The following is a 21,919-nucleotide window of genomic DNA, read 5'->3' on the forward strand; positions in this document are numbered from 1 at the left end:
TTCCTATTGCATAGGTTTCGTGGCCACAGAGATTACTCGACGACCTTTGTTATTTTCACACTTATTAAAATACTTAGGCCAGATACTAAGATTGTAATGACTAGAAAGCTTTTTAAGTGTCCAGATTTTATTGTCAATCAACTTATCATAAATCTTAAGTGGATGAAAACCCATTTTGTCCTGCCCCACCACTTCTTTAACATCAAAAAAGGGACTTAGTGTGTCGGTCAGCTTTTGTGCTGAAAAATGCTGGTAATGCTTCGGTCCAGGAGGCAGCGCATCTGATGGAACAGTTACAATAAACTCACCTCCCGGCTTCAACATCCTGCTCACCTCTTTTAAGAGAGACGGTATTTCATCAGGGATGATATGTTCTAACGTTTCAATCATGAAAATAACATCAAAATAGTTACTCTCGCACGTAACTTCATTAGCAATATTTTTAGATGAAAATGTAACATTAGGCAAAAGTAGTTTTGCAAACGATATTGCCCTCTCTGAATAATCTATACCATAAAGACTGTGTTGATATCGATCTTCTAATTCTTTTAAGAAACGTGCATCACCACACCCTAAATCAAGAATTTTCAAAGTACGAGATTCTTTCATTAAAGATGACTGTCTTATTGCAAGGTCAAGATAACCAAAGTACAAGCGACCCGAAGAAGTGGAACTTTTCTTACACCAGTGATATGGATAACTGTACTCATCTTCCTGTATTTGCTGCTCTAATGTTAAATCTTTTTTTGTCATATTTACGAAGTTTAGCATAGCTTAAACACGCAATGCTTTTTTATCGGCAATAAATCTCATTATTTTTGAAGAAAAAGGAAGTACTGAAAAAGCAAAAAACAAAAAATATCTACCTCTCCATGAGTACAGAAACGCCTGCCAGGCGTTCCAAAGAGCCCTTCTTTTATTGCCGCCAAGAAGCAGACCAACAGCAGCACCATATGCATGACCCGCATACTTATCGCGTGCATCTGCAACCAGATACAGATACCTATGTTTTAATAGGAAAGCGTCTAGAACGGGACCCCTTTCAATTGAGAGCGCAACGTTCATCTTTTTCCTCTGAATTGTAAGCGACATTGAGTCTGACTCTAAAAATACTTCACCACAGGTTTCATTAATGTAGGCAATGTTGCTTCCAGATTTTTCCAATATTTCAATATAAAACATGAAGTCAATTCCTCTGGAACGAAACCGCACGTCATCTATCAAATTTCTTTTAACTGCAATAATTTCAGCATCTTGAGGCCTTCGTCCCCCAACCCAATCATATTTTGTTAAAAGACCCGTTTGACAACGCGGGAGCATTTGCGGCTCTCCATCATTACGATAGAAAACAGTACTTGCACAAACGACCCCAACCTCAAATTTTTGGAAACCACTTAACAAAACCTCGAGAGCATTAGGCAGTAACAAGTCATCACTGTCCCATATAATTAAAGCATCTCCAGTCGCATGTTCTATGCCCGTATTCCTAGCAACTGTCGCAGCTCCGTAGTTTCTATTTAATTTGATGTATTTAATGCGCTGATCTTTAAATCTACCCATCACTTTCTGAGTATCATCCGTAGAACCATCATCTACAACCAGAAGTTCAAATTTTTGATATTTTTGGCTAAGAACACTTTCAACACACTTTTGCAAAACCTTAGACCGATTGTAAGTAGCAACAATGATACTAAATTTCATAAGCCAATATTTTTCCGTACTGATTTTAGTACACTCAAGAATCTGGTATGTCTCTCATAGAGATACTCGTCAACGATATCGCCACCAAAACCCAACTTAAATCTGTTAATCCCAGATTTTGACTCGTCGGTCATATTAATGTATGCCAAATCTACATATTCAAATCCTCTTGCCCCGCCAAAGCAGCAAACTTCGTATATCAGCCTCTTACTTATATAGCCAATATCTTTCTGAGAAACGTTTTCATCATGCTTTCTTGATGAAAAAATTGAAATGACCTTTAAAACAGGATTAGCATCAATAAGATAAATGCCGGAAACCACCTTCCCGTTACAGCAACCAAGCGCCCAAATACCGTTTGCATTCCTTCTCTTGAGAGACGGGCGATTGCTTTCTTTTTCAAATACATCATACAAAGAGTAACCTTCCTCAGAAAAACCCTTAACTAGCTTAAACGAATAATTTTCTTTGTATGTTTTACGAATTTCGTTTCTATAATTCTTTTTAAATGAGAGTAAAATATCCTCGTCCGTCTTACTTGTCAAAAAAATTCTTGTTGTTTTTTTAACTCGACTCAGTTTGAAATCGTCCGGCAAATTCATCGGAAGATAGGAATATACCCTCGCAGAGTGAAATGAGTATTTTCTTATAACATCTAAAACAACGTTTTCACTTTCGTAATAAATCTCACACACTCTTATTAAATTGTAAACTGTTTTTTTTCTAATCATTTCTTGTTACGACAAACGAAATAGGTCGTCTTACTGAACCACGGGAAGAATCTGTAAATCTTATCTTTCCAATTTAAATTATCTTCTTTTGCCAATGAAATCTTATGAATAATTTCTATATCCCTGAAATATTTTTTAAGTTTAAAAAAATCTGACGGGCTTGTTCTGTATGTTTTAAGTTCATGATAATAATCAAATCTACCAGAAAAAAAACGGTGCAACTTTTTTAAATATAAACGATTATGAGAACTAAAAATAAATACACCGTCTCTTTTTAATACACGCGCAGCTTCTGACACGGCAGAATAGATATCTGGTTCAACATAATCAATGCCGTGAAAAGGAAAAAAAATTGTGTCAAACGTATCATCTTCAAATGCTAGTCGACTAGCATCCATCTCAAATACTTTTACTTGATATCCTGCCATTCTTTTTTTTGACTGGTCAACCATTTCAGGAACAATGTCAACTCCTGTAACACAGAATCCTAAATCATGCAGTGGCTTCAGAGTTCTCCCTCCACCACACCCAAGCACTAACACATTATCTCTTTTAAAGTGTTTCTTTGCTAAAATTTCCTCATCGTGCCCCCAATAATTTACTTCACCATATTGACTGGCTTGGTGTGCATATACTTTCTTATTCTGTTCAGATATGCTCATCTCTTTAGCAAAAATTTAAATTTTTCAAAAGTCGTCCACGAATATACTCCTTTTCTGTTCAAATGTAACATATTCGAATTATCAACAGTAACTCTACCCGGCCTTGTGCCAAAAGCAACATCATAGTATTTCGCAACTTCAGCCTCTATACGCTCGCTCCTTTTACCTTTCGGGTAGGCAAAATACCTACAGTCTATGTTCAACTTACTATTGAGAGTTTCCCTGCTTTCTTTAAGCTCTAACGAAAGAAGATCTAGATTGGTCACGTCTGGTAAAACAAGGTGTGATTTGGTATGTGAGCCAATAGTTACAAGTGGGTGAGCGGCAAGATTTATTAAGTGAGACCAGTTCAAGAGAGGCAACGCTCCATCCACATTGTTCATGCTTCGACCCACAAAATCGGTTGGTACAAAAATCGTTGCTGGTATTTCATATTTTTCAAGCACCGGTAAAGCATTTTCAATAAAATCAGAGTACGCGTCATCAAAAGTTATAGCGACTGTTTTTAGGGGGATTTTTCTCTTTTTTTTCAACATCACAACAAGTTCCGGCAGTGACACAACATTCCATTTTTTATTCTTAATATACTTAAGTTGTCTTTCAAAGACTTTCTTACTCACAGTGAACGAAAAACCATTATCTCCAACTGAATGATACGTAAGAACTACAGCTCCAGACTTAGTCGGCAATAGCGCTGCTGCCATAAACCAATAGATTGATTTCCCAATGTTTAGAATCGCCTGTAAAAGTTTTATATTCATAGTAATGACTAATCAAAGTTTTTGCTCAGGAACATTTTTTGACATAAACGAAATTATATTTTCAGCTCTCCTGCTCCATGTATATTTGCTGGCCTGCTCTAGTAACTGGTTCGATACACCCGCCCTTTTTGCAATAACTTCACTAGCCACAGAAATAAAATCGCCCACATCATCAGGACTAAAAAAGTACCCTTCCTCTTTAAGCACTTCTCTAATTGATGGCAAATCAGAGGCGATTACAGGCTTCCCCATTGCCATATATTCAAATAGTTTAATTGGAGACATGTAGTATCGATAGTGGTCAGTGTTTGGAAATGGAGCCACAAAAGCATCAGCTACGTTTAAATAACTCGCCATACTATGATGTGGAACTCTCCCGACAAAAAAGAATTTTTCTTTAACCGAATACATCTCAGCAATTCCCTGATATTCTGCGATATCTGCTTCAGACCCTCCAATCACTAAAAAAACGACCCCTGGAGGCAATTGTATCGCTGCTTCAATTAATAAACGAATTCCTTTGTCCATACCAAGCGTTTTAAGCATTCCTGCGTAACATATAATGTTTGCATCAATTGGTATTCCAATTTTATCTCGTTTGACGGGAATAACATTAGGCGAGAACAGTTTTGGATCAAAACCGTTGGGAGCGGTTAAGACGTCAGAAACTGAAAGTCCAAATCGGTTCACAACCTCTCTCTTCTTCCATTCGTTTGTAACTATGACAAGCCCTGCATTTTTAATGGCAGAGGTAAATAACTTCAAGTATCTCTCAGGAAAATCATGCATTTCATAGAAGACACTTAAATAACGCCCAAAGAATAGTGCAAAAAAAATATCCCTAGTTACTACTTTCACGCCTTCGTTCTTTTTTTCCTTTCTAAAGAAGAACCAAAGTAACTGAAATAAAAATGACACTTCCAATAGGTAGTATCCAAACAACGTGTTGGGAAAAATAGTGACAATAGGTAAATAAGTAACTTTGAAATTTTTACTTACCCCATAAAATTCGAAAACATCCTCATTAAGGCTGTTTTTTCGTCTTGGAACAACCAAGTTAACCAAATGACCTTGTGCAGCATAGGCCTCACACATTTTTGAGATTTGTAACCCATGAGCTTTTTCTGTCGGGATTCTTACATTCGCAACATAGTAAATATCCATACGTAATTTTTAATCACTCCAGCAGTGAAATTCCATATACACCAGCAACTAGACTCTTATCCTTACCAGTACTGCCTAACAAGTCAAGATTTTTGGCTTCCAGAGATTTTAACACTTCTAAACCGACCTTATCCTCAGCTACTAAACTATCATACAAGAAACGAAAAGCAGCCATATCCTTTATGAAACAAGCACCCCCTGCTCCACGACCACTCTTATGAATCGGACTATTGTAATACGGTGACATCATAACGTCTTCGTCCATCATTTTTCTCACCGCTTCCCAGTCACCACCAGTTTTTTCACCTACCTCAAAAAGCAAATTAGAAAGAATCACTCTAAAGTAACCCTGTAGATTGTGCGCATATTTAAACAGTTCTGCCTCTTGAGCTAAAACTACGTGATTGTATTTCGACTTCGGGAACAATGACAACACTCTTTCAGCTGCCCCTTTCTGCTGCTCTGTGCTCAAAGGGTGACCAACTACATTTATAATCGGATTTGCCACATCATACGCAGCAGTCTTTTCGCACAAAAACTCAGGCGAAAATAGCACCGTAATACCTGGATACTTTTCTTGCAGTTTTTTTGTAGTGCCAGGCAGAATGGTTGATTTAATAACGGCCACCGCTCCCTCAGTAACTAGCGCAAGAACTTCTTCGACAATACTATAATCGAAGCCCACAGGAGTGGTTGGTGTGGGGACGGCGATAAAAACCACATCACATTCGGAGATCTTTTCCTCATTATGTACATACTCAGACTCTACAGAGTATCGAACCACCTCATAACCACGGTGTTCAAAATTATCAGCAATATTTTTCCCGACAAAACCTTGTCCAATGCAACCGATTTTCATATACTTCATATTAACACTCTAAATTTATTTTTAGTTACAACCAAAAGAATCAGGTGGCTTTTTAAAAATAAGTCAACAAAAAGCTCTTTAATTTAAACTAATCAAACTTTCCTATATTCACTATTTTCTTTTACAAAGACAATATCAATCATTTTCAGCACACCATTTTTATATGAATGTCCACCGAAGAAATCAAATACGACAAACGAGTTTTGTTTCATAAAACTAACGATAGTTGCAAAATCACTCGGGGTTGAAACGCTACCTAGTGGATTAATCCAAGACTCCAACAAAACCACATCACACAATGCTAGAGTTTTAGTCGCCCCCCTCAAGACATCCATTTCAGCCCCCTCGACATCAATTTTAAGAAATATATTACCTTTAATATGATATTTTTCGCACAATGAATCGAGTTTCTTAACCTCTTTCTTAATAACACTAGAAGATTCACGATTGGCATATTTTGATGACAATCGACCGTTTTTATTTTCATAAAAATCAACAGTCCCATCCTCCGCGCCGCAGAAACAATTTTCAACATTAACAGTAGACATATATTGCTTTTCAAGCACATCCAGTGACTCACTATACCGAGAATCTGCCTCTACCAATAAGTAGTTATAATGTTTGAACGGGAAAGCATTGATTAACTCTGGCGTACCATCAGCAACACCAATGTCAATGACCCAATCTGGTTTTGATATTAACGTACTTAAAAACAAGAGTCCTTCACAATAAGGCTTCGCGGGAGCATGGTAATTAGTAATCCTTTTACCAAAATATCTGAATACTTTTTTGGTCATTTCTTTAATCATATGTATAACAATATCATTCGCTTATTTTGAAATTTTAAATAAGTAGCCCAATACATATTTATTACGCAAAGGTCTTCTCAACATAAAATACAGCCAATCAAGGCCATAGAATATAATCAAAAATACTGGCCTTAAAAATAGCGGCAAGCTTAAATTAAACATTTGAAATGAAGCAATGAAAGGACCCTCCTCAATTGGTATAATTTCTGTACACCTTGCTCCAGCACATTCAAATATTTTCCGCAACGATTCATCTGTATATCTAAAAAAATCAGAATGATCGGGGTGGTACCACATCAAAAACGGAACGAAACCTATAAGTTGTCCGTCATTTTTTGTTATTCTAACCACCTCGTTTGCAATATGCTGATAATTAAATATGTGCTCCATTACGTTTAAAAAAAGTACAGTGTCGTACGAATTATCTACAGCAGGAAGAGTATCGGTTTCAAAATTTACATTGTTTCCTGATTTTAAATCGAAGGTTTCAAACGTCACTCCTTCTTTCCTAGGAATAAATGAAAGGTATGATGATTTTCGACCGCCGCCAATATCAATTGTTTTCCCTTTCAACTCTTCTTTCAAAAGTGCAAAATTAAGGTAAGCACGCGTTACACTTTTCCCACCACTAACTTCCATCAATAAAAATTTAAATTTTGATAAATTCATACTTCAATTAATATTTTAGGTATTAGTTTCTCCAAACTATGAAATTCATTCACAAAGCCGATTTTTTTTTCTTCGATTGAGTTTCTTTCATCAAGGAATTTTATTATTTCATTAGAAAAATCTTTTTTATTTACAACTTGAGCAGCGCCGAGTTGCAAAGAGTTTGTGCCCTCAGCCATAGAGACCACAGGCAAGCCACAAGCCATCGCTTCGAGCACCGCCTTATCTAAGCTACCATTTTTTGCCGCCGTAACAAAAACTTTTGCTCTATTTAAAACGGCAGGCAATGAATTTTGATCGACTTTTCCAAGAAAATGAACTTTGTTCTCTAGTCCCTTTTTCGCAATACAACTTTTTAATCTTTCCAAATACCTTTTTTCTGATTCAGTGACAGCCAATCCAACAATCGCCAAAGAAGCACTCGTCTTTTTGTTAACTAAGTTCAACACGTCGACAAGTACCAAAAGATTTTTAGATTCCGTAATTCTACCAACTGTAATCAGGTCAGTATCCTTTTCAATCTTTTGAGGCTTGAACAAATTAGTATCAATTCCGTGTCCAGTAACTACCAATTTGTCACTAATTAGACGAAAACTTTCAACTGAGCCACTATAAATGGTATCTGCTAATTTCTCGGCTAAACGAAGTGAAAGGGGCACACTTCCGTGCATATACCAAAAACCAATTCTTTTTCCTAAAATACGCCAAAGTGAGGCCCCTAAAATTACATAAATTTGATTCATGTGTACAAAAACTCGATCGTACTCATGCCGCAGACTCCAGATATACTTATAGAAACGCCACACATAGGTAAATCTCCCCTTCCCATCCTCTTTACCCAGGGAATGAACTGTGACATTGCTAGGCAAATCAAAATCACCTTGCCGCAAGCAAATGACATGTAGATGATCACAATGTTTCGCAAACTCTGCAATCCAACGATGGAAAAAGCCAAGCACTGGATGCTGCTTGTCTACCACCTGTGTAACGATAAGTAACTTCATAATCTATACAACTTACCACGACTACATGAAGTAACAATCGTAGCTAAATGTTACTTCTTAGCCACTACATCAAAGTGCACCGCACAGTAGTATTTGAGGAACGGTGGGGTGATTTTTTCGAGTAGAAAATTGAGCGGCTTCGCAACCACCACTCGCCAGACTGTGTCTAAAATATGCGGCAAAAAGATAATCGACTTTGGCAGCACTGCATACCCTACCGGCTTTAACTCCACTTCGGTAAACCCATCTAATAGATGGAGGACCTCACGTCGTGTGTAATATCGTACTGGACCATTCTTAAACGGACGGCCGATCAGATTGAGTAGTGCTTGGTACGCAAGTCCTTGTATGCCCATAAGCGTAACCGACCGCGGGAAAGATGAATACACCAGTAGCGTTCCGCCTGGTTTCAATACTCGCTTAATCTCACTCATTGCCTGCTCTACCACGCTCTTGTGATTATGAAGAAACACCGCTGAGACAATTGCTACATCAACACTACCATTCTTCAGCGGAAGCGTGTGGATGTCGGCATTGAGAAACAGCGCCGGCGTTTGCTGTTCTGCTTCATTGCCGTTATAGCGCTGCTTGAAGAGAGTGAGCATTTCGTACGCACTATCAACACCGATGTAGCCAGCAAGCGGCATATCAGGCAGTACGTACTTAGCCACGCGACCATAGCCAGTCCCACAATCAAGCAATACTTCATTGCCGGTGAGATGGCTTTTGATGTCGGCAATCTGGGTTTCTGATTTACGCTTCGCCTCGGTTTCATCCTTGGCAGAAATTACCGCGTGCGTAGGATTTTCGGTAGCAAGCTTGTCCCAAACGGTCTTTTCAGCGATTTCTTTTGCTATTTTGATGCCGTCTCGCTCAATCGTGGACTGCGGTTTAAGCAGTGTCTCTAATGTCTCTGTGTTCATAGTTCGGCCCATAATACCACACTCATCTGCTGATACAGCAGCCTATTTTACCTACGTATGGTCTGATTCTGATGATTCACCAACGAAAAAAGCTTGTTCGATACTAGTACGGTAGGCCTCCTGATATTCACGCGGGTCGTGATGGAACTTTTCACGAATCATGTCTTGCGCATTTTCAATAAATTCCTCACGCTGCGGAACACTATTTAAAAGATCATTGACTCGGTCGGTAAAAGCCTGGACGTCACTCGGCTCACAGAGGTACGCGTCCTCACCATGTTCAAAAATATCAGCGCGCTTTTCGGTGCGTGACATAATCATCGGAATTCCAGCAGCGGCCCCCCGCAAGACAATTTCCTCACTTTCTGGATCGGTATCGGTCACGATAAGCATGTTGGCTGCCTTTAAATAAGGCAGCGCTTCTTCTGCCTTGGTCTCAAACACTACCTGATGTTCAATCTCTAAAATTTTGGCGCGTTTTTCAAACTCCGATCGAGCTGGGCCATCACCAAGCACAATCATGCCCACTCGCGGATTACGTAAAACAAACCGTGCTGCATCAAGTGCGCGAAAGAGCGTGCTTTGGTGATCTAAACGGCCGATGTATAGCAAGAAGAAAATGAACGGCTTGTACTTACTCTTAAGATCAAGTGAAGACTCCGCGGTGATGAGTGCCTCGTAATTTTGGTACCGTGGCAAAAGTGCAATATCTGAAATAACGTATTTCTTTTGCAACCAAGTCAACATGGTGTCTGTCAGCGTACGCACACTCAGGAAACGCGGCACGGTGAAAATCGGCAAAAACAAACGCCAAAAATTACGGCGACTGCGGCGTAAAAAATCTGTCGTGCGATAGTCGTCAAGAATATGGAGCTGAGTTGGACGATCGTAGAGCTTAGCTGCCTGAAGCGCCACCACCGCTGACTCAAATGGATCACGAGCGACGATTAAATCTGGCCGAAATCCTGAAGCAAACTCTAATTGGCTTTTGAGCATTTCCATACCAGCACGTGGTGTAAGCCACCACTGTGAGGCAGCAGCAGTATAAATCCAAACATTTGGCGCCACACGCAAAACCGGATCCTTCGGTGCGATTCCAGTACGCAAAATCAGAATATGCACCTCATCGAACAGGTTACGAATATCGATGTAACCATCGAGCGATTGCTGTGTAGGATTCAACAACTCTGTGTTATACGAGATAAAAAGTACGCGAGTAACGTTGCGATTTGATTTGAACTCGAGCATACGCTTAGAATGCAAAGCTTGCTCAGCGGTCACTCTACGCACAGCACCCTCCGCCGTTCGTTTTTCGTTACGGATGATGTACTGAAGCTCTGATGCTGCATGATCTGAAGCATCACGCTGTGAAAGATCTCGTCTCGCCATTACCAGCTAGTATAGCAGGCTATCTAGGGACACAAGAAGCGTAAGATTCCACTAACTGCGTAATATAGGCTGCCTCATCCAGCGTCGTTTCGAGCGCCAGCTTGTGTCCTCGCACACCTTCAGTTGCTACGAGGCTATGATTTTTAAGATATACTTCCATTGCTTGTACATAGTGGTCACGGTCACCCACTAAAACCACCTGACCCGTTTCTCCACTCCTTACACACTCGCCGGCACAACCCACATCCGTAGTGATAACTGGCATACCAGCTGCAGCTGCTTCAACCAGCACCATACCCCAACCTTCATGATTGGACGTAAGACAAAAGATGTCATGCGTTGCCATAATTGCCGCAACGTTTTCAGTCCACGGGATAAACGTGACGCGGCTTTGTAAGCCAAGCGCAGTGATTTGCTTTTCAAGCACCTTCTGTAAAGAACCTCCACCAACAAGCGTAAGTGACGTATTTGGATATCGCACTGCCACTTGAGCAAACGCATCAATTAAAAACGGAAGATTCTTTTCCGGAGCAAACCGACCAACATATAAAAATGAGACTCTACCGCCCACTGCGTAATTTCTACTGACACCAACCGCCTTGAAAGCTGTGATATCTGAGAAAATCGGTAAGACGGTGATTTTTTCTTCCGATACACCAAGCGATAGAAGTGAGCGCTTAATACGTGATGAAACGACGCGGATGCCGTCCGCGCGACGTACGGCCAAATGGCCGTACGTCGCGCGGACCCGCTGCAATAAAGACACTTGATAACTCCGCGGATTAAATACGTCGCCATGAATTTGAATATGGTGGGTAGCGCAGTTGCCAAAGGCAACCGCGCTACCCACCACGCTCGTCTCAAACGGATCCTGACTCGATACCACCCAGTCACCACCCCGCTGCGCTAAAATCCGTCTACCAATTTTAAATGCTTGCCACATCATTCCTAATCGAGTACGAGTATTGGTGGCATACAAATGTAAATTACCATCCTGAACATACGCTGGGTATCCATCGTGTTTACGCGTAAATACAATAAGGTGATACTCACCCATTGCTTCCGCATACGCCAACATACGCGCGCGCTCACGCGTGCCTGTCTCAAGCGCCCGCTTAGCGTAGCTGATTGCAATCAACCGCAACTTAGATTCGTCCTTCATAGATCGATGTAAGAAGTGAAACTATTTCTTTCACCACCTCTTCTTTAGCGAATTGTTTTGATCGACCACGAGCCGATTGCACTAATCGCTCGCGCGACTCAGGATGCCCAAGGACTCGCGCAATTGCTTCAGTCAGAGCATCAACATCGTTAAACTCCACTAAAAAGCCATTTACGCCATCAGTGATAAGCTCTGGATTGCCACCGGCATCAGTCGTCACAATTGGTGTACCAATATCCATTACCTCAATCAGCTGGTGAGAAAGTCCTTCATATGCAGTATTAAGTACAAAAACATCAGCCGCTTTGATCGTAGCGCCGAGCGCGTCTTTGGTAATACTGCCAGTAAACCACACATGCTGTGCGAGCTTGAGCTGTGCTACCTTTTCTTCCAGTGCTGCGCGCTCGGCGCCATCACCCACAATAACCAACGCAATCTGCGGATATCGATCCTTTAGACGATGCACCACATCAATCAGTACCGAAAAGCCCTTCCAGGGCACCAGGCGCCCAGCCGAGACAATGGTTGGGTACGGGCACTCGAGCTCTTCGCGCAGTTCTTGTCTGGTTCCATGCACCTCGAGCGGATACAGTGCACTATAAATCACTTTTATCTTCTTCGAATCAATTCCCCACTGCACCACTACGCGCTTGAGATACTCACTCGGCACCACTACGCGCACGGCTTGTGACACCACAAACGTCTGCACCTTCGCAAGCTGCCGCACCATAAATGGCCACGATGCCCGCTTCGTCAAAAAGACATCTAGCGTATCAGTCACTCCAAACCGCATCCGACCCTGCTCCCAAGCATAATCACCGCCCAGTCGGACCAAGAACGGCTTGTGACGCACTCTTGCTACCAAGTACGCAGCTAAGCCAACGCTGGTTGGATCTAGCGCATAAATCATATCGGCACCTTTGCTTTCCCGCCAAAGCTTCCAAGCATACACCAGGTGTCGAAGCACTTTTGGATACTGTCTCACCCAGCCAAACGGTACGGTGGTAAGCTCAAATCCATGTCCAGGCAGCTCCGTCTCAAGCATGGCAGCGTAGGTCGCTGGTCCGCCAATTTCCGGTGGATATAATCCTGTTGCAATCGTTACTTTCATATTCATTCTCATCATACCAATATCAGTCTCTTGGCAGAAGTAGACAGACTGCTTCTATAAGAGCCCGATGAGCTTCCGGGCTAACTTTCGCGAATCGTGACGAATCAAGCTACGCTTAAGCACATCGCCTCGGCTTTTTTGTACCACCTCATCCGCCAGCAAATCAGCTGGAATAATTCGACAATTCTCTGTCTCACAATTAAAGACGACCGGGTACTCGCCATCAGCAGCGTAGCGTGCCAGCAAATCAGCTGGCAGTGGTGCAGTATTAACCACCACGGCATCTGGATGTCGTCCAATGTACCTGGTTATTTCTGACAAATGTTCAGCTAATCCCATACCTGCTGTCTGCCCCACCTTCGTCATGAGGTTTGAGACGTACACTAATTTCGCTGTGGCGTGCCGAACCGCTTCGGACACTCCGTCCACGACACAATTTGCCAGTACGCTGGTATACAAATCGCCTGGACCGATTACAATCAAATCAGCCTGCAAGAGAGCCGCTTCGGCCGCTTCGCTAATGGTGGCGTGGGGAGTGACCTCTAGCGCGATGATTTTGTGGCGCGCACGATCTTCGTCTGGCTCATCAATGCCGTGCTCTCCCACCAACTGTACGCCATCATCGTAGGTCGCCATAAGATTAACTTTTTCAGTAGTGACCGGAATCACGGCGCCACGCACACCAAGGAGGCGACCGGCAGCGCGAATGGCAGCTTCCTCGCCGCCGAGAATATCAGTGAGCGCGACTAGTAGTAAATTGCCAAAGTTGTGCCCCGAGAGGCCGTGCCCTTTTTCAAACCGGTACAAGAACAGCTGGCGCACCAACTCTTCATATTCATCATCAGCACTCCCAAGGGCTGCAAGTGCCATACGCACATCACCGACAGGCAGATAACCAAACTCATCACGCAGCCGCCCCGTCGAACCGCCTGAGTCAGCCATCGTTACAATCGCCGCGAGATCAACGTGCTTCTGATACTTTCGCAAACCTTTTAGTACGGTATGGGTTCCCGTTCCACCGCCAATAACAACCACTTTCTGTTTCTGCATCAGTGGACTATAACAGTAAATATTCACCCCGTGTCACTTTACGTTTACAATAAATGTTTCTGAATAATACGTTATAATCAATCGATACCATGAAAGTACTTATTATTACTCCACTTTTTCCTCCCGACACCGGTGCACCGGCGCCGTACTCTAAGCTACTGGCCAAACGACTCGCCAAACACGACGTAACCGTTCTTGCTCACGGCACCCTTCCCGAAACGGTACCGCACGCCACTATCATTTCTATTCCTAAAAATTCTCTCAAGACTATCCTCATCGCAAAAACCCTGCGCCAACTATTCCTAGTCAAGACTGACCTTATCGTAGTGAATAACGGACCAGCTGTTGAACTACCAATGCTCATCTATTCTTTTTTTGCAAAAACACCTTTCATTTTGATTGAGAGCGACCCAATTTCTCTCTCTCATAGCCAGACAGGACTGCGCGCATTGGTACACCGGAATCTACGAAAGCGTGCCCGCGGTGTATTACAACTGCCAACACACGAATCGGACTACCTGCCACTTGAAATACTTCCTTTTAGGAAAATCGACACAGCGTGCCAAGCGGCTCAAGATGCCTGGTGGAATGAACACTGTAAACAAATTGAATCGTATGGGTCATAACACCGAACAAACTTGGCGAGAATATGTCAGTGTGGAACTCGCGGTATTAGAACCGATTTTAGCTCGGCGTGGCATTGCATTGGATGATAATCAACCCCACATTAGCGGTGAACGCTTTCTCATGAGAAACATTACCACCACGAGCGGCACCAAATTAATCCTTATTGGTACTACACACACAGGAACACCTGTGGTGATAAAAGCAACGCGAGACTATGCCGGCAAAGCTGAACTGCAGCATGAGCGAAAATGTCGCGAGCTGCTACATAAAATTAATTTTGCATATGAGACCTTCTCATCACCGGAAGAACTTGCCTTGTTTACTGAACACAACTTCTTAATATCAATACAGCGTTTTATAGAGCAGTCTTCAAGTTTTACCGAACGATCACTGCCAGAACAGTTCTCGTACGCACTAACCGGACTAAAAAACCAAGAAAGCGTGCACGCCACGACGCGCAATCACTATCAGCAAATCACCAGAATCTTTGGTGTGCGAACCAGCCAAAGCTACCAAGACTTATTTGATGGCTTCTCAAAATTTCTCGAACACAATTGCAGTTCAAAAGAAGTACGAACTGTTGTTGCTCGCGCGCACACACACTTTTGCAACAATCTTATCCGCGTCCAACAGTATTGCGGCTTTCTGACACACACTGATTTTGTTCCACACAACTTCCGTATTGCCGACGACAAACTATACCTGCTCGACTTCTCCTCACTCACGTTTGGCAACAAACACGAAGGCTGGGCACGTTTTTTAAATTTTATGACACTCTATAACCCTGAACTTGAAGCGCTGCTCATACGCTACGTTGAAGACAATCGAGCTCCAGAAGAACGCGAATCACTACAACTCTTGCGCATCTATCGACTCGCTGAAATCATCACGTACTATGTTCGCACGCTCGGAAGTAGCACGGGCAGTCTACACGATCTCAACACCGCTCGTATTCACTTCTGGCGTGATGTGCTCGAAGCAGAACTGGAAAATACGCGAGTTGATCACACCATCGTAGCCGCGTATAAAAAACTTCGCGACACACTTCGTAGCGATGAAGAAAAAATGAGACAGAAAAACTTGCACTAGAAATGAGCGCGGCCCTTCGGGCCGCGCTCATTTCTATTCCTCAAGTCCTTTCAACTGTTCAATTAATCTCCCGTATCGCTCCAAGAGTGGATGTTCCCAGTCTTTCTTTAGTTCAGTATAGAGCAATTCTTCAAACCACAGCTTCTTCGCTTTGCCGCGATTAAACACATTCCAAACCGCGCGACCTTTGTGCTCGTAATCGTTTAAAATACTCTCCGCATTGTGAATCTTATCCGCAATTGAAACCGCGCGCACTCCTTCACCGGCCGCCACCACTCCCGCGACATACCGCTCTTTCCGCGCCTCCCACGACAAGTCTTTATCTTCACTCACTCCGTCCACCATCACTGCAACATCTTCACCAAGTTTCGCCGCCAACTCTTCCCGCGTCACTGACGTATCTTCAAGCACATCATGTGTAAAGCCAGCTGCTACCACAGCCTCAGAAAAACCGTACTCTTTAAGGAGCACGCCCACCATCACTGGATGTGTGATGTACGGCGAACCATCACTCTTTCGCACTTGGTCTTTGTGGGCGGCTGTGGCGAGCCGGAGCGCCTTCTCGGTTAGTGTCATCATACTAATCTACTACTTTGCTAAAGACTTCCTCACGCATCTTCTTCGCCACAGCATCCCAGTGATACTCCGTCTCCATGAGCTTTCGAGCATTGGCGGTCACTTCAGCCACTTTTTCTGGGTGCGTCAAAATATCCTCAACCGCTTTGGCAATTTGCTCTGGCGCATCCGGCTCTACCACCCAAGCGGTTGGTGCTTTGTTTGGATTGTGCGCTTCGTCAAACACAAAATCTTTTAACCCACCGACATTTGAAGCAATCACCGGCAAGCGGCCAGCCATAGCTGAAAGTACTGAGTTACCCAGCCCTTCCGAACGACTCGGGTGTACAAAAATATCGCTCACAATCGTGTTGCGATACTTTGGCACATCGTCGCGCTCAAGCTGTCCTAAAAATTTCACTCGCTCGCTTACACCTAGCTCTGCAGCCAAAGCCTTGAGTATGGCTTCATCAGGTCCGCCGCCGCCAATCAAAAAATGTACATTCTCTGGCAAAAGCGTCAGCGCTCGCACCACTGCATCAATTCCCTTCTGATACACCAGTCGCGCTGCAATAAAAAGGTACACGTCTCCCTCTTTCTTTCCGAGTGATTCTTTAACCGTTTCAAGCTCGGCATCACCGTAGTACTGGTCGAAGTTTTTTGGATTAGCACCATTACGCACCAGTACCACCTCACCAGTGTAGCCACGCTTTTCTGGCCACGTTGCCAGATATTCTGAGATAGCCTGAATAACTGCAGCATTTTTAATGCCACTATCAATCAGCGGAAGCGCTGGCTTAATAAACCAGCGCTCAAAGACCTTATCGTATGGGTCACCATCTTGGAACGTCACCACATGTGACACCTTCACTCCAATCCACCGCGCAAGCGTGAGCGGCATAGTCATGTAGGTCATCATCGCCCACATACCGGCAAGTGGCGATTCTGTGTGTAGCGCCCGTGCCGTACGTGCAGCCAAAAACACAAACAGAATTTTCGAAAGATACGCTCCACCAAACCCAACCCGGTGCACGGTCACATTTCCCATCACTTCAGTTCGCGGCGCAGTTGTATCAAAGAGTAGCGTAATGACGTGAAACTCAATATCTTCTGGACTAATCCTCTCGGTGATTTCTTTAATTGCCGCCTCCGCGCCGGAGACATGACATGGATAGTAGGCCAAGGAAAACACTGCTATTCGCTTTTTCATATAACTCACTTTATCATAAAAGTAGCCCTCAACTTCGGACCATTTTTGCTACAAATTAGACTGTGTATACTCAGACAACTCGTACTGCTGTTGCCAACCAAGAGCTTCAAGCTTACTCGTATCATCTGCCATACTAGAACGTGATGACTTTGTTGCGGGAGCATATTGCTTCTCCAGCCCAAACATATCGGCCAGTTCATTCAGTGAATACACTTCTTTGGCGCAAATTGCGTACTCATCGCGCATGCCCTTTTCGGCAATGAGAAGCAGCGCACTAACCGTGTCTGACACATGTGTAAACGCGCGCGTTTGTTCGCCGGTACCATTGATGGTGCATGGCTCGTGTTTTATGGCGCACTGCCTGAATGTTTCTACCACCGTACCATACGCACCAGTGTACTGCCCCGCACGTTCACGTGGTCCGTAGACATTATAAAAATACGCAATCGAATACTCGAGATTGTACCAGCGACCGTAGTTGTGTACCAGCTCTGAGTTCATTGCCTTAGAAAAACTATACGGCGCTCGATTGCGCGCTTCTATCTCACTGCTCCGCTCATCTTGCGTATGTTTGGTCGAGCTGCCAGCGTACACCAACTTGCACTGCTTCTCGCGCCAGAATTCAAGCACAGCCATTGTGCCAGCAGTATTTAAATCCCACACCAAGTGCGGCTCCGCCAGACTCGGCGCAATGCGAGAGTATTCACCAAGATGAAAAATCACCGTTGGTGTTTCAGAAATATGGAGCGCAATATCCTTAGTGTGACCTTCGCGATACTCAACTCCAGGCACATGATTGTCTTTGGTACCTGAAAAGTAATTATCGAGTGAAATGACCGCATACCCTTCCTGCACCAACCGCTCACAAAGGTGCGACCCGACAAATCCGGCTCCGCCGGTCACGACTGCTAATTGCTGTTCCATAGTGGTTAGATAGTACCAAAAATACGTCTGTGATACGAGCGTTATTTTGAGTCGGTAAAAAAGGCGCTTTCAGCTGGTTTTGCTGGGCGCGGCGCCACGAGCACACCAAACGTGCCGACTACCAACAATGCTCCAAAGGCATAGTATGGCCACGACTCACCGCCTGCTCGTGGCACCGCGCCTGCCGGTGATTGCGACGGCGCAGCAGTGACTTCACTCACCTCAACAGACTGAGCTAACGGAAACTCTGTGGACTTCTCTGGCATCTCATCACGTATCACTGGATAAAAAGTCACCGCACTATCAGCATACGCAAGTTCAATTTCATTCTCTGTTTGCAGCTGCTTGGGAAGCTTGAGTGCCACACTCTCACCTTGTGCGTCGTACACCGCCAGCACCATATCAGTACTACCAATACGTTTTTTTGAGAGTGTAATGGTCTGATTCGGCAAGAGAATTGTTCGCGGCGGCAACAGCACCTCCTTTGCACCCACTACGCGATACCCAGACAAATCAAGTTCGTACGGCGAGTCATTATTGATTTGCAAATCACCCACCGAGTTGGTGGTAAGCGACAACGCAACCGGCAGCACCGTAATCGTGTGGCGCGCAATTTGTTCTTGCCGCTTAAAGCTAGCATACAAAACTACCGCGTACGTTCCTGGGTGCGTAAAATAGTGCGTCGTCTCACTCCCGCTACTCACTGACCCGTCGCCAAAATTCCACTCATACAAAAGAGAGTCAATCAAATGATCCCCGATGCCGGAAGCGCTACTTAAAAAAGTGATATCCTGATTCACATACACCGTCTTTGGTGCACTAATTGCCAATTCCAAAGTGATGCCTGGTAAAACTAATTTTGTTTCAGTTACCTCAACCGGCTTCGCGAGTGGCCCACCATCAGTTTTTCGGACGGAGGCGGATTCAGACTTCGCTTGGGCTACTTGTATCTCAGTTGTCGTAATTCCTCGCCCAGGAGTGGCTGCCGCTGTCACCCAGCCACTTGCGGTGTACTGCGCCGTTTCCTTCGTTACATTATCGCCTCCAATATTTTCCCAATCTTCTCCCCCACTCACTTGATCAACCAGACTCCCATCAACCCTAGCAAGACTCAAGGTCGCACCGGTGTTTACCAATGCTCCAGTGTAAATCATAAATGCAGAACCAGGAGCAGACGCATCACTACTGCGCTCTAAAACCACATAGCTGTCAGCTGCAATCACACCGCTCAACGTGATATCAAGATTCACACCATCATTCACATGCCACCCTGTAACGTCTATTGCCGCTCCATCATTATGCAACTCTATCCACTCATAATTCGCAGACTCAGCCGAGCCCATCCAAGCTACTTCACTGATTGAAACCGCAGCTTGGACAGCCGTCGGAAACATACCTGTAAACAAGACCAACACCACCCGCCACATAGTTACCTACTGGAATGGCGACCGGCCTTCAGGTGATTCTCTAAGCAGCTTACGAACTGTTGCGATATCAACACCAACATCACCAGACTCCTTAGTAAATGATTTTACCTGTGCAGTTGATGACACCTCAGCACCTGACACAGGAATGGGTTTATCTTTACGGTACTCCAATACCACGCGCCTGGCATCGGCAGCTAGAGTATTAGCCGGCTGTACTGGTGGCACAATTGATTCTGTTGATGTCGTAGAAGGAGTTGAGACAGATTCAGGTCTCGGAGCTGGCGCTGAAATCGTTTGTGTAGCAGAATCACTTGGCTGAACACTTTTTAGGGCATCAGCCAAAGCCATGCGAAGTGGTGATGCATCTTCTGATTTCTGTGGCCTTGGCTGCAGCTGCTCTTTCTTATCGCTATACTTATTTCTATTTCTAGCTGTCACTTCATTTTGTTTTTGGGAAGAGCCGGCTGCCGGCTCTTTTGGTTGTTCTGAAGTCTTTTGCTCTGCTTGCTTCGCTTCTTTTTTATCAGTATCAGAATCACTCGCCATCTTGGCAAGAATTTGGCGCAAATCATCTGGGCTTTTCTCAGGCGGCCGCTTGCGCTCATCGGAGCGCACGTCATGTTGCGAATCCCTGCTTCGCGGTGCCGCACTACCACGAGACTGACTGTTGCCAGCATTGTTTCCGAATCCTCCACTGTTGTTGCCTGAACGCTTTTGCCCACCAGCTCCGCCGCCTGGCTTTTTATCAAATCTCTTCGGTTCTTCGGTACGCTCCGGTGTGTGCAGCTCTGCCACGATCTTTTCTACTGCCTCACGCTCATTGCCGTATAGTCCTCGACTCGATTCCACCACCATCTCCCGACACGACACCTGCGGCATTGGCACCGGCGGGAGCGTCTTAGCAGAAAACGGCTGCGAACCAATCCCATCAATCATAAGCGTGAGGTAAATCTGCGCAAAGCCCAAGTTCACTAAGTCAGTCGCCTCAAAGCGTGGCGCGAAGACTGTTTCGAGCACTTCGGCATCGAACGGACCGACCCGAAATGCAATCGTGGTACCCACGTTTCCAAACACCGCGTTGCGCACGTCTTCCTCCATCTGCTCGATGTACTGGTGTGCAATGATGAGATTGAGGTGATATTTACGTGCCTCAGAAAGAATATTGGCGAAAGTAGCGTTTGCAAATGACTGAAACTCGTCGACGTAAAAATAGAAGTTTGGCATCTGCTTCATCTGCGCTACCGGCAAATCGGCGCGACTCATTGCTGCCAAGTAAATACGCGTGGTGAGCATTGACCCTAATAGATTGGCATTGGTTTCACCGATCAATCCTTTTGAAAGGTTCATAATGAGAATTTTCTTCTCATCCATGAGCTTTCGAATATCAAAGCTTGAATGTGGCTGCCCGATAATGTTACGAATGAGCGGATTGCCTGTAAACTGACCGATCTTATTTTGAATGGCTGGCAGTGCTTCAGCAGTGAAGCGGTCAGTGTAGTTGGCGAATTCATCCACCCAAAATGCCTTCACCGCTGGGTCTTGAATGTAGTCCACCACCTTCTTACGAAACTCCTTATCGACAAACAAGCGATTTACTGACAAGAGTGTAGTGTCTGGATACTCAATGAGTGCCAAGAGCGCATTGGTAAGGATGTACTCCATGCGCGCACTCCAGGCATCAACCCAAATCTTTTTGAAGGTCGACATGAGCCCAGACACCACCAAGTGCCGCTTGTCCGGACCAACGTCTTCCATGACGTTAAATGAAATTGGATGGTCTAAATCAAACGGCGCAAAATATACCACGTCCTGTACGCGATGTTCTGGCACATACTCAAGCAGGGTTTCAGCGGCGGAGCCGTGCGGATCAATGAAAGCCATCCCTTCACCATTTTGGATGTCTTGCGCGGCCATGTTTTCGAGCAAGGTGGACTTACCCATACCGGTCTTTCCCACCACGTACATGTGACGCTGACGATCCTTCGCCTTAATACCAAAAGCCACCTCCTGACCTCGAGCGTCAGTCTTAGCGAAAAAGGTAATCTTTTCCGGATCAAAAGCTGTCATTTGTATTTAGTATACC

Annotated in this window: 22 protein-coding genes; 2 read left to right on the forward strand and 20 right to left on the reverse strand. The window is 44.3% G+C overall.

The window, feature by feature from the left end; all coding sequences use genetic code 11:
* Nucleotides 1–3 precede the first annotated feature (3 nt).
* The 15 genes from H6780_00865 to H6780_00935 all read right to left on the reverse strand — a co-directional run bounded on the left by H6780_00865 (nt 4) and on the right by H6780_00935 (nt 14,004).
* Nucleotides 4–753 (reverse strand): class I SAM-dependent methyltransferase, encoded by a 750-nt coding sequence (locus H6780_00865; GenBank protein USN88962.1) that lies wholly within the window; start codon nt 751–753, stop codon nt 4–6.
* A 21-nt stretch (nt 754–774) separates the two neighbouring features.
* Complete coding sequence (locus H6780_00870; GenBank protein ID USN88963.1) at nt 775–1,701, reverse strand: glycosyltransferase family 2 protein; 927 nt, start codon at nt 1,699–1,701, stop codon at nt 775–777.
* Nucleotides 1,698–2,432: a hypothetical protein gene (locus H6780_00875; GenBank protein USN88964.1), complete on the reverse strand. Its 735-nt coding sequence runs from the start codon at nt 2,430–2,432 to the stop codon at nt 1,698–1,700. Before H6780_00875 ends, H6780_00870 begins: the two co-directional genes overlap by 4 nt.
* Nucleotides 2,429–3,094, reverse strand: a complete 666-nt coding sequence (locus tag H6780_00880; GenBank protein ID USN88965.1) for a class I SAM-dependent methyltransferase — start codon at nt 3,092–3,094, stop codon at nt 2,429–2,431. Before H6780_00880 ends, H6780_00875 begins: the two co-directional genes overlap by 4 nt.
* On the reverse strand, nt 3,091–3,855 hold the full coding sequence (locus tag H6780_00885; GenBank protein USN88966.1) for a polysaccharide deacetylase family protein: 765 nt from the start codon (nt 3,853–3,855) through the stop codon (nt 3,091–3,093). Before H6780_00885 ends, H6780_00880 begins: the two co-directional genes overlap by 4 nt.
* Before the next feature lie 12 nt (nt 3,856–3,867).
* A complete protein-coding gene (locus H6780_00890; GenBank protein USN88967.1) occupies nt 3,868–5,019 on the reverse strand; it encodes a glycosyltransferase family 4 protein in 1,152 nt (383 codons plus the stop codon).
* A 13-nt stretch (nt 5,020–5,032) separates the two neighbouring features.
* On the reverse strand, nt 5,033–5,887 hold the full coding sequence (locus H6780_00895) for a hypothetical protein (protein ID USN88968.1): 855 nt from the start codon (nt 5,885–5,887) through the stop codon (nt 5,033–5,035).
* A 92-nt stretch (nt 5,888–5,979) separates the two neighbouring features.
* Nucleotides 5,980–6,696 carry an FkbM family methyltransferase gene (locus tag H6780_00900; GenBank protein ID USN88969.1) on the reverse strand — a complete coding sequence of 239 codons (717 nt, stop codon included), beginning with the start codon at nt 6,694–6,696 and terminating at the stop codon, nt 5,980–5,982.
* 21 nt (nt 6,697–6,717) lie between these two features.
* Entirely contained in the window at nt 6,718–7,365 is a 648-nt protein-coding gene (locus H6780_00905; GenBank protein USN88970.1) for a methyltransferase domain-containing protein, read from the reverse strand.
* Nucleotides 7,362–8,369: a glycosyltransferase gene (locus H6780_00910; GenBank protein USN88971.1), complete on the reverse strand. Its 1,008-nt coding sequence runs from the start codon at nt 8,367–8,369 to the stop codon at nt 7,362–7,364. Before H6780_00910 ends, H6780_00905 begins: the two co-directional genes overlap by 4 nt.
* A gap of 50 nt (nt 8,370–8,419) precedes the next feature.
* On the reverse strand, nt 8,420–9,292 hold the full coding sequence (locus H6780_00915; protein ID USN88972.1) for a class I SAM-dependent methyltransferase: 873 nt from the start codon (nt 9,290–9,292) through the stop codon (nt 8,420–8,422).
* 51 nt (nt 9,293–9,343) lie between these two features.
* A complete protein-coding gene (locus tag H6780_00920; GenBank protein ID USN88973.1) occupies nt 9,344–10,681 on the reverse strand; it encodes a glycosyltransferase in 1,338 nt (445 codons plus the stop codon).
* Between the two features lie 19 nt (nt 10,682–10,700).
* A complete protein-coding gene (locus tag H6780_00925; protein ID USN88974.1) occupies nt 10,701–11,843 on the reverse strand; it encodes a glycosyltransferase in 1,143 nt (380 codons plus the stop codon).
* Nucleotides 11,827–12,954, reverse strand: coding sequence for a glycosyltransferase family 4 protein (locus H6780_00930; protein USN88975.1), 1,128 nt, complete (start codon nt 12,952–12,954; stop codon nt 11,827–11,829). The genes H6780_00925 and H6780_00930 overlap by 17 nt, the downstream gene beginning before the upstream one ends.
* A gap of 54 nt (nt 12,955–13,008) precedes the next feature.
* Entirely contained in the window at nt 13,009–14,004 is a 996-nt protein-coding gene (locus H6780_00935) for a YvcK family protein (protein USN88976.1), read from the reverse strand.
* Nucleotides 14,005–14,093: 89 nt separating this feature from the next.
* Here H6780_00935 and H6780_00940 point away from each other — a divergent pair, with 89 nt between their 5' ends.
* Nucleotides 14,094–14,630 (forward strand): hypothetical protein, encoded by a 537-nt coding sequence (locus tag H6780_00940; GenBank protein USN88977.1) that lies wholly within the window; start codon nt 14,094–14,096, stop codon nt 14,628–14,630.
* A complete protein-coding gene (locus H6780_00945; protein ID USN88978.1) occupies nt 14,620–15,720 on the forward strand; it encodes a hypothetical protein in 1,101 nt (366 codons plus the stop codon). Before H6780_00940 ends, H6780_00945 begins: the two co-directional genes overlap by 11 nt.
* Before the next feature lie 33 nt (nt 15,721–15,753).
* Here the strand turns inward: H6780_00945 and H6780_00950 are convergent, their stop codons facing one another.
* From H6780_00950 to H6780_00970, 5 genes are read right to left on the reverse strand one after another with little or no spacing between them, the layout of a single operon-like run.
* Complete coding sequence (locus H6780_00950; GenBank protein ID USN88979.1) at nt 15,754–16,299, reverse strand: bifunctional (p)ppGpp synthetase/guanosine-3',5'-bis(diphosphate) 3'-pyrophosphohydrolase; 546 nt, start codon at nt 16,297–16,299, stop codon at nt 15,754–15,756.
* A gap of 1 nt (nt 16,300) precedes the next feature.
* Nucleotides 16,301–17,485, reverse strand: coding sequence for a glycosyltransferase family 4 protein (locus tag H6780_00955; GenBank protein ID USN88980.1), 1,185 nt, complete (start codon nt 17,483–17,485; stop codon nt 16,301–16,303).
* A gap of 48 nt (nt 17,486–17,533) precedes the next feature.
* Nucleotides 17,534–18,409 carry an NAD-dependent epimerase/dehydratase family protein gene (locus tag H6780_00960; protein ID USN88981.1) on the reverse strand — a complete coding sequence of 292 codons (876 nt, stop codon included), beginning with the start codon at nt 18,407–18,409 and terminating at the stop codon, nt 17,534–17,536.
* A gap of 41 nt (nt 18,410–18,450) precedes the next feature.
* Nucleotides 18,451–19,836, reverse strand: a complete 1,386-nt coding sequence (locus H6780_00965; GenBank protein ID USN88982.1) for a lamin tail domain-containing protein — start codon at nt 19,834–19,836, stop codon at nt 18,451–18,453.
* 6 nt (nt 19,837–19,842) lie between these two features.
* Nucleotides 19,843–21,903 carry a type IV secretion system DNA-binding domain-containing protein gene (locus H6780_00970; GenBank protein ID USN88983.1) on the reverse strand — a complete coding sequence of 687 codons (2,061 nt, stop codon included), beginning with the start codon at nt 21,901–21,903 and terminating at the stop codon, nt 19,843–19,845.
* Nucleotides 21,904–21,919: the final 16 nt, after the last annotated feature.

Source organism: Candidatus Nomurabacteria bacterium, assembly GCA_023898565.1.
Lineage (GTDB): Bacteria > Patescibacteriota > Minisyncoccia > Phycocordibacterales > UBA918 > OLB19.

What these genes read in the sequence shown, in the direction of transcription:
- H6780_00865 (USN88962.1), bottom strand. Translation starts at nt 753, where the DNA reads ATGACAAAAAAAGATTTAACATTAGAGCAGCAAATACAGGAAGATGAG.
- H6780_00870 (USN88963.1), bottom strand. Translation starts at nt 1,701, where the DNA reads ATGAAATTTAGTATCATTGTTGCTACTTACAATCGGTCTAAGGTTTTG.
- H6780_00875 (USN88964.1), bottom strand. Translation starts at nt 2,432, where the DNA reads ATGATTAGAAAAAAAACAGTTTACAATTTAATAAGAGTGTGTGAGATT.
- H6780_00880 (USN88965.1), bottom strand. Translation starts at nt 3,094, where the DNA reads ATGAGCATATCTGAACAGAATAAGAAAGTATATGCACACCAAGCCAGT.
- H6780_00885 (USN88966.1), bottom strand. Translation starts at nt 3,855, where the DNA reads ATGAATATAAAACTTTTACAGGCGATTCTAAACATTGGGAAATCAATC.
- H6780_00890 (USN88967.1), bottom strand. Translation starts at nt 5,019, where the DNA reads ATGGATATTTACTATGTTGCGAATGTAAGAATCCCGACAGAAAAAGCT.
- H6780_00895 (USN88968.1), bottom strand. Translation starts at nt 5,887, where the DNA reads ATGAAGTATATGAAAATCGGTTGCATTGGACAAGGTTTTGTCGGGAAA.
- H6780_00900 (USN88969.1), bottom strand. Translation starts at nt 6,696, where the DNA reads ATGATTAAAGAAATGACCAAAAAAGTATTCAGATATTTTGGTAAAAGG.
- H6780_00905 (USN88970.1), bottom strand. Translation starts at nt 7,365, where the DNA reads ATGAATTTATCAAAATTTAAATTTTTATTGATGGAAGTTAGTGGTGGG.
- H6780_00910 (USN88971.1), bottom strand. Translation starts at nt 8,369, where the DNA reads ATGAAGTTACTTATCGTTACACAGGTGGTAGACAAGCAGCATCCAGTG.
- H6780_00915 (USN88972.1), bottom strand. Translation starts at nt 9,292, where the DNA reads ATGAACACAGAGACATTAGAGACACTGCTTAAACCGCAGTCCACGATT.
- H6780_00920 (USN88973.1), bottom strand. Translation starts at nt 10,681, where the DNA reads ATGGCGAGACGAGATCTTTCACAGCGTGATGCTTCAGATCATGCAGCA.
- H6780_00925 (USN88974.1), bottom strand. Translation starts at nt 11,843, where the DNA reads ATGAAGGACGAATCTAAGTTGCGGTTGATTGCAATCAGCTACGCTAAG.
- H6780_00930 (USN88975.1), bottom strand. Translation starts at nt 12,954, where the DNA reads ATGAAAGTAACGATTGCAACAGGATTATATCCACCGGAAATTGGCGGA.
- H6780_00935 (USN88976.1), bottom strand. Translation starts at nt 14,004, where the DNA reads ATGCAGAAACAGAAAGTGGTTGTTATTGGCGGTGGAACGGGAACCCAT.
- H6780_00940 (USN88977.1), top strand. Translation starts at nt 14,094, where the DNA reads ATGAAAGTACTTATTATTACTCCACTTTTTCCTCCCGACACCGGTGCA.
- H6780_00945 (USN88978.1), top strand. Translation starts at nt 14,620, where the DNA reads ATGGGTCATAACACCGAACAAACTTGGCGAGAATATGTCAGTGTGGAA.
- H6780_00950 (USN88979.1), bottom strand. Translation starts at nt 16,299, where the DNA reads ATGATGACACTAACCGAGAAGGCGCTCCGGCTCGCCACAGCCGCCCAC.
- H6780_00955 (USN88980.1), bottom strand. Translation starts at nt 17,485, where the DNA reads ATGAAAAAGCGAATAGCAGTGTTTTCCTTGGCCTACTATCCATGTCAT.
- H6780_00960 (USN88981.1), bottom strand. Translation starts at nt 18,409, where the DNA reads ATGGAACAGCAATTAGCAGTCGTGACCGGCGGAGCCGGATTTGTCGGG.
- H6780_00965 (USN88982.1), bottom strand. Translation starts at nt 19,836, where the DNA reads ATGTGGCGGGTGGTGTTGGTCTTGTTTACAGGTATGTTTCCGACGGCT.
- H6780_00970 (USN88983.1), bottom strand. Translation starts at nt 21,903, where the DNA reads ATGACAGCTTTTGATCCGGAAAAGATTACCTTTTTCGCTAAGACTGAC.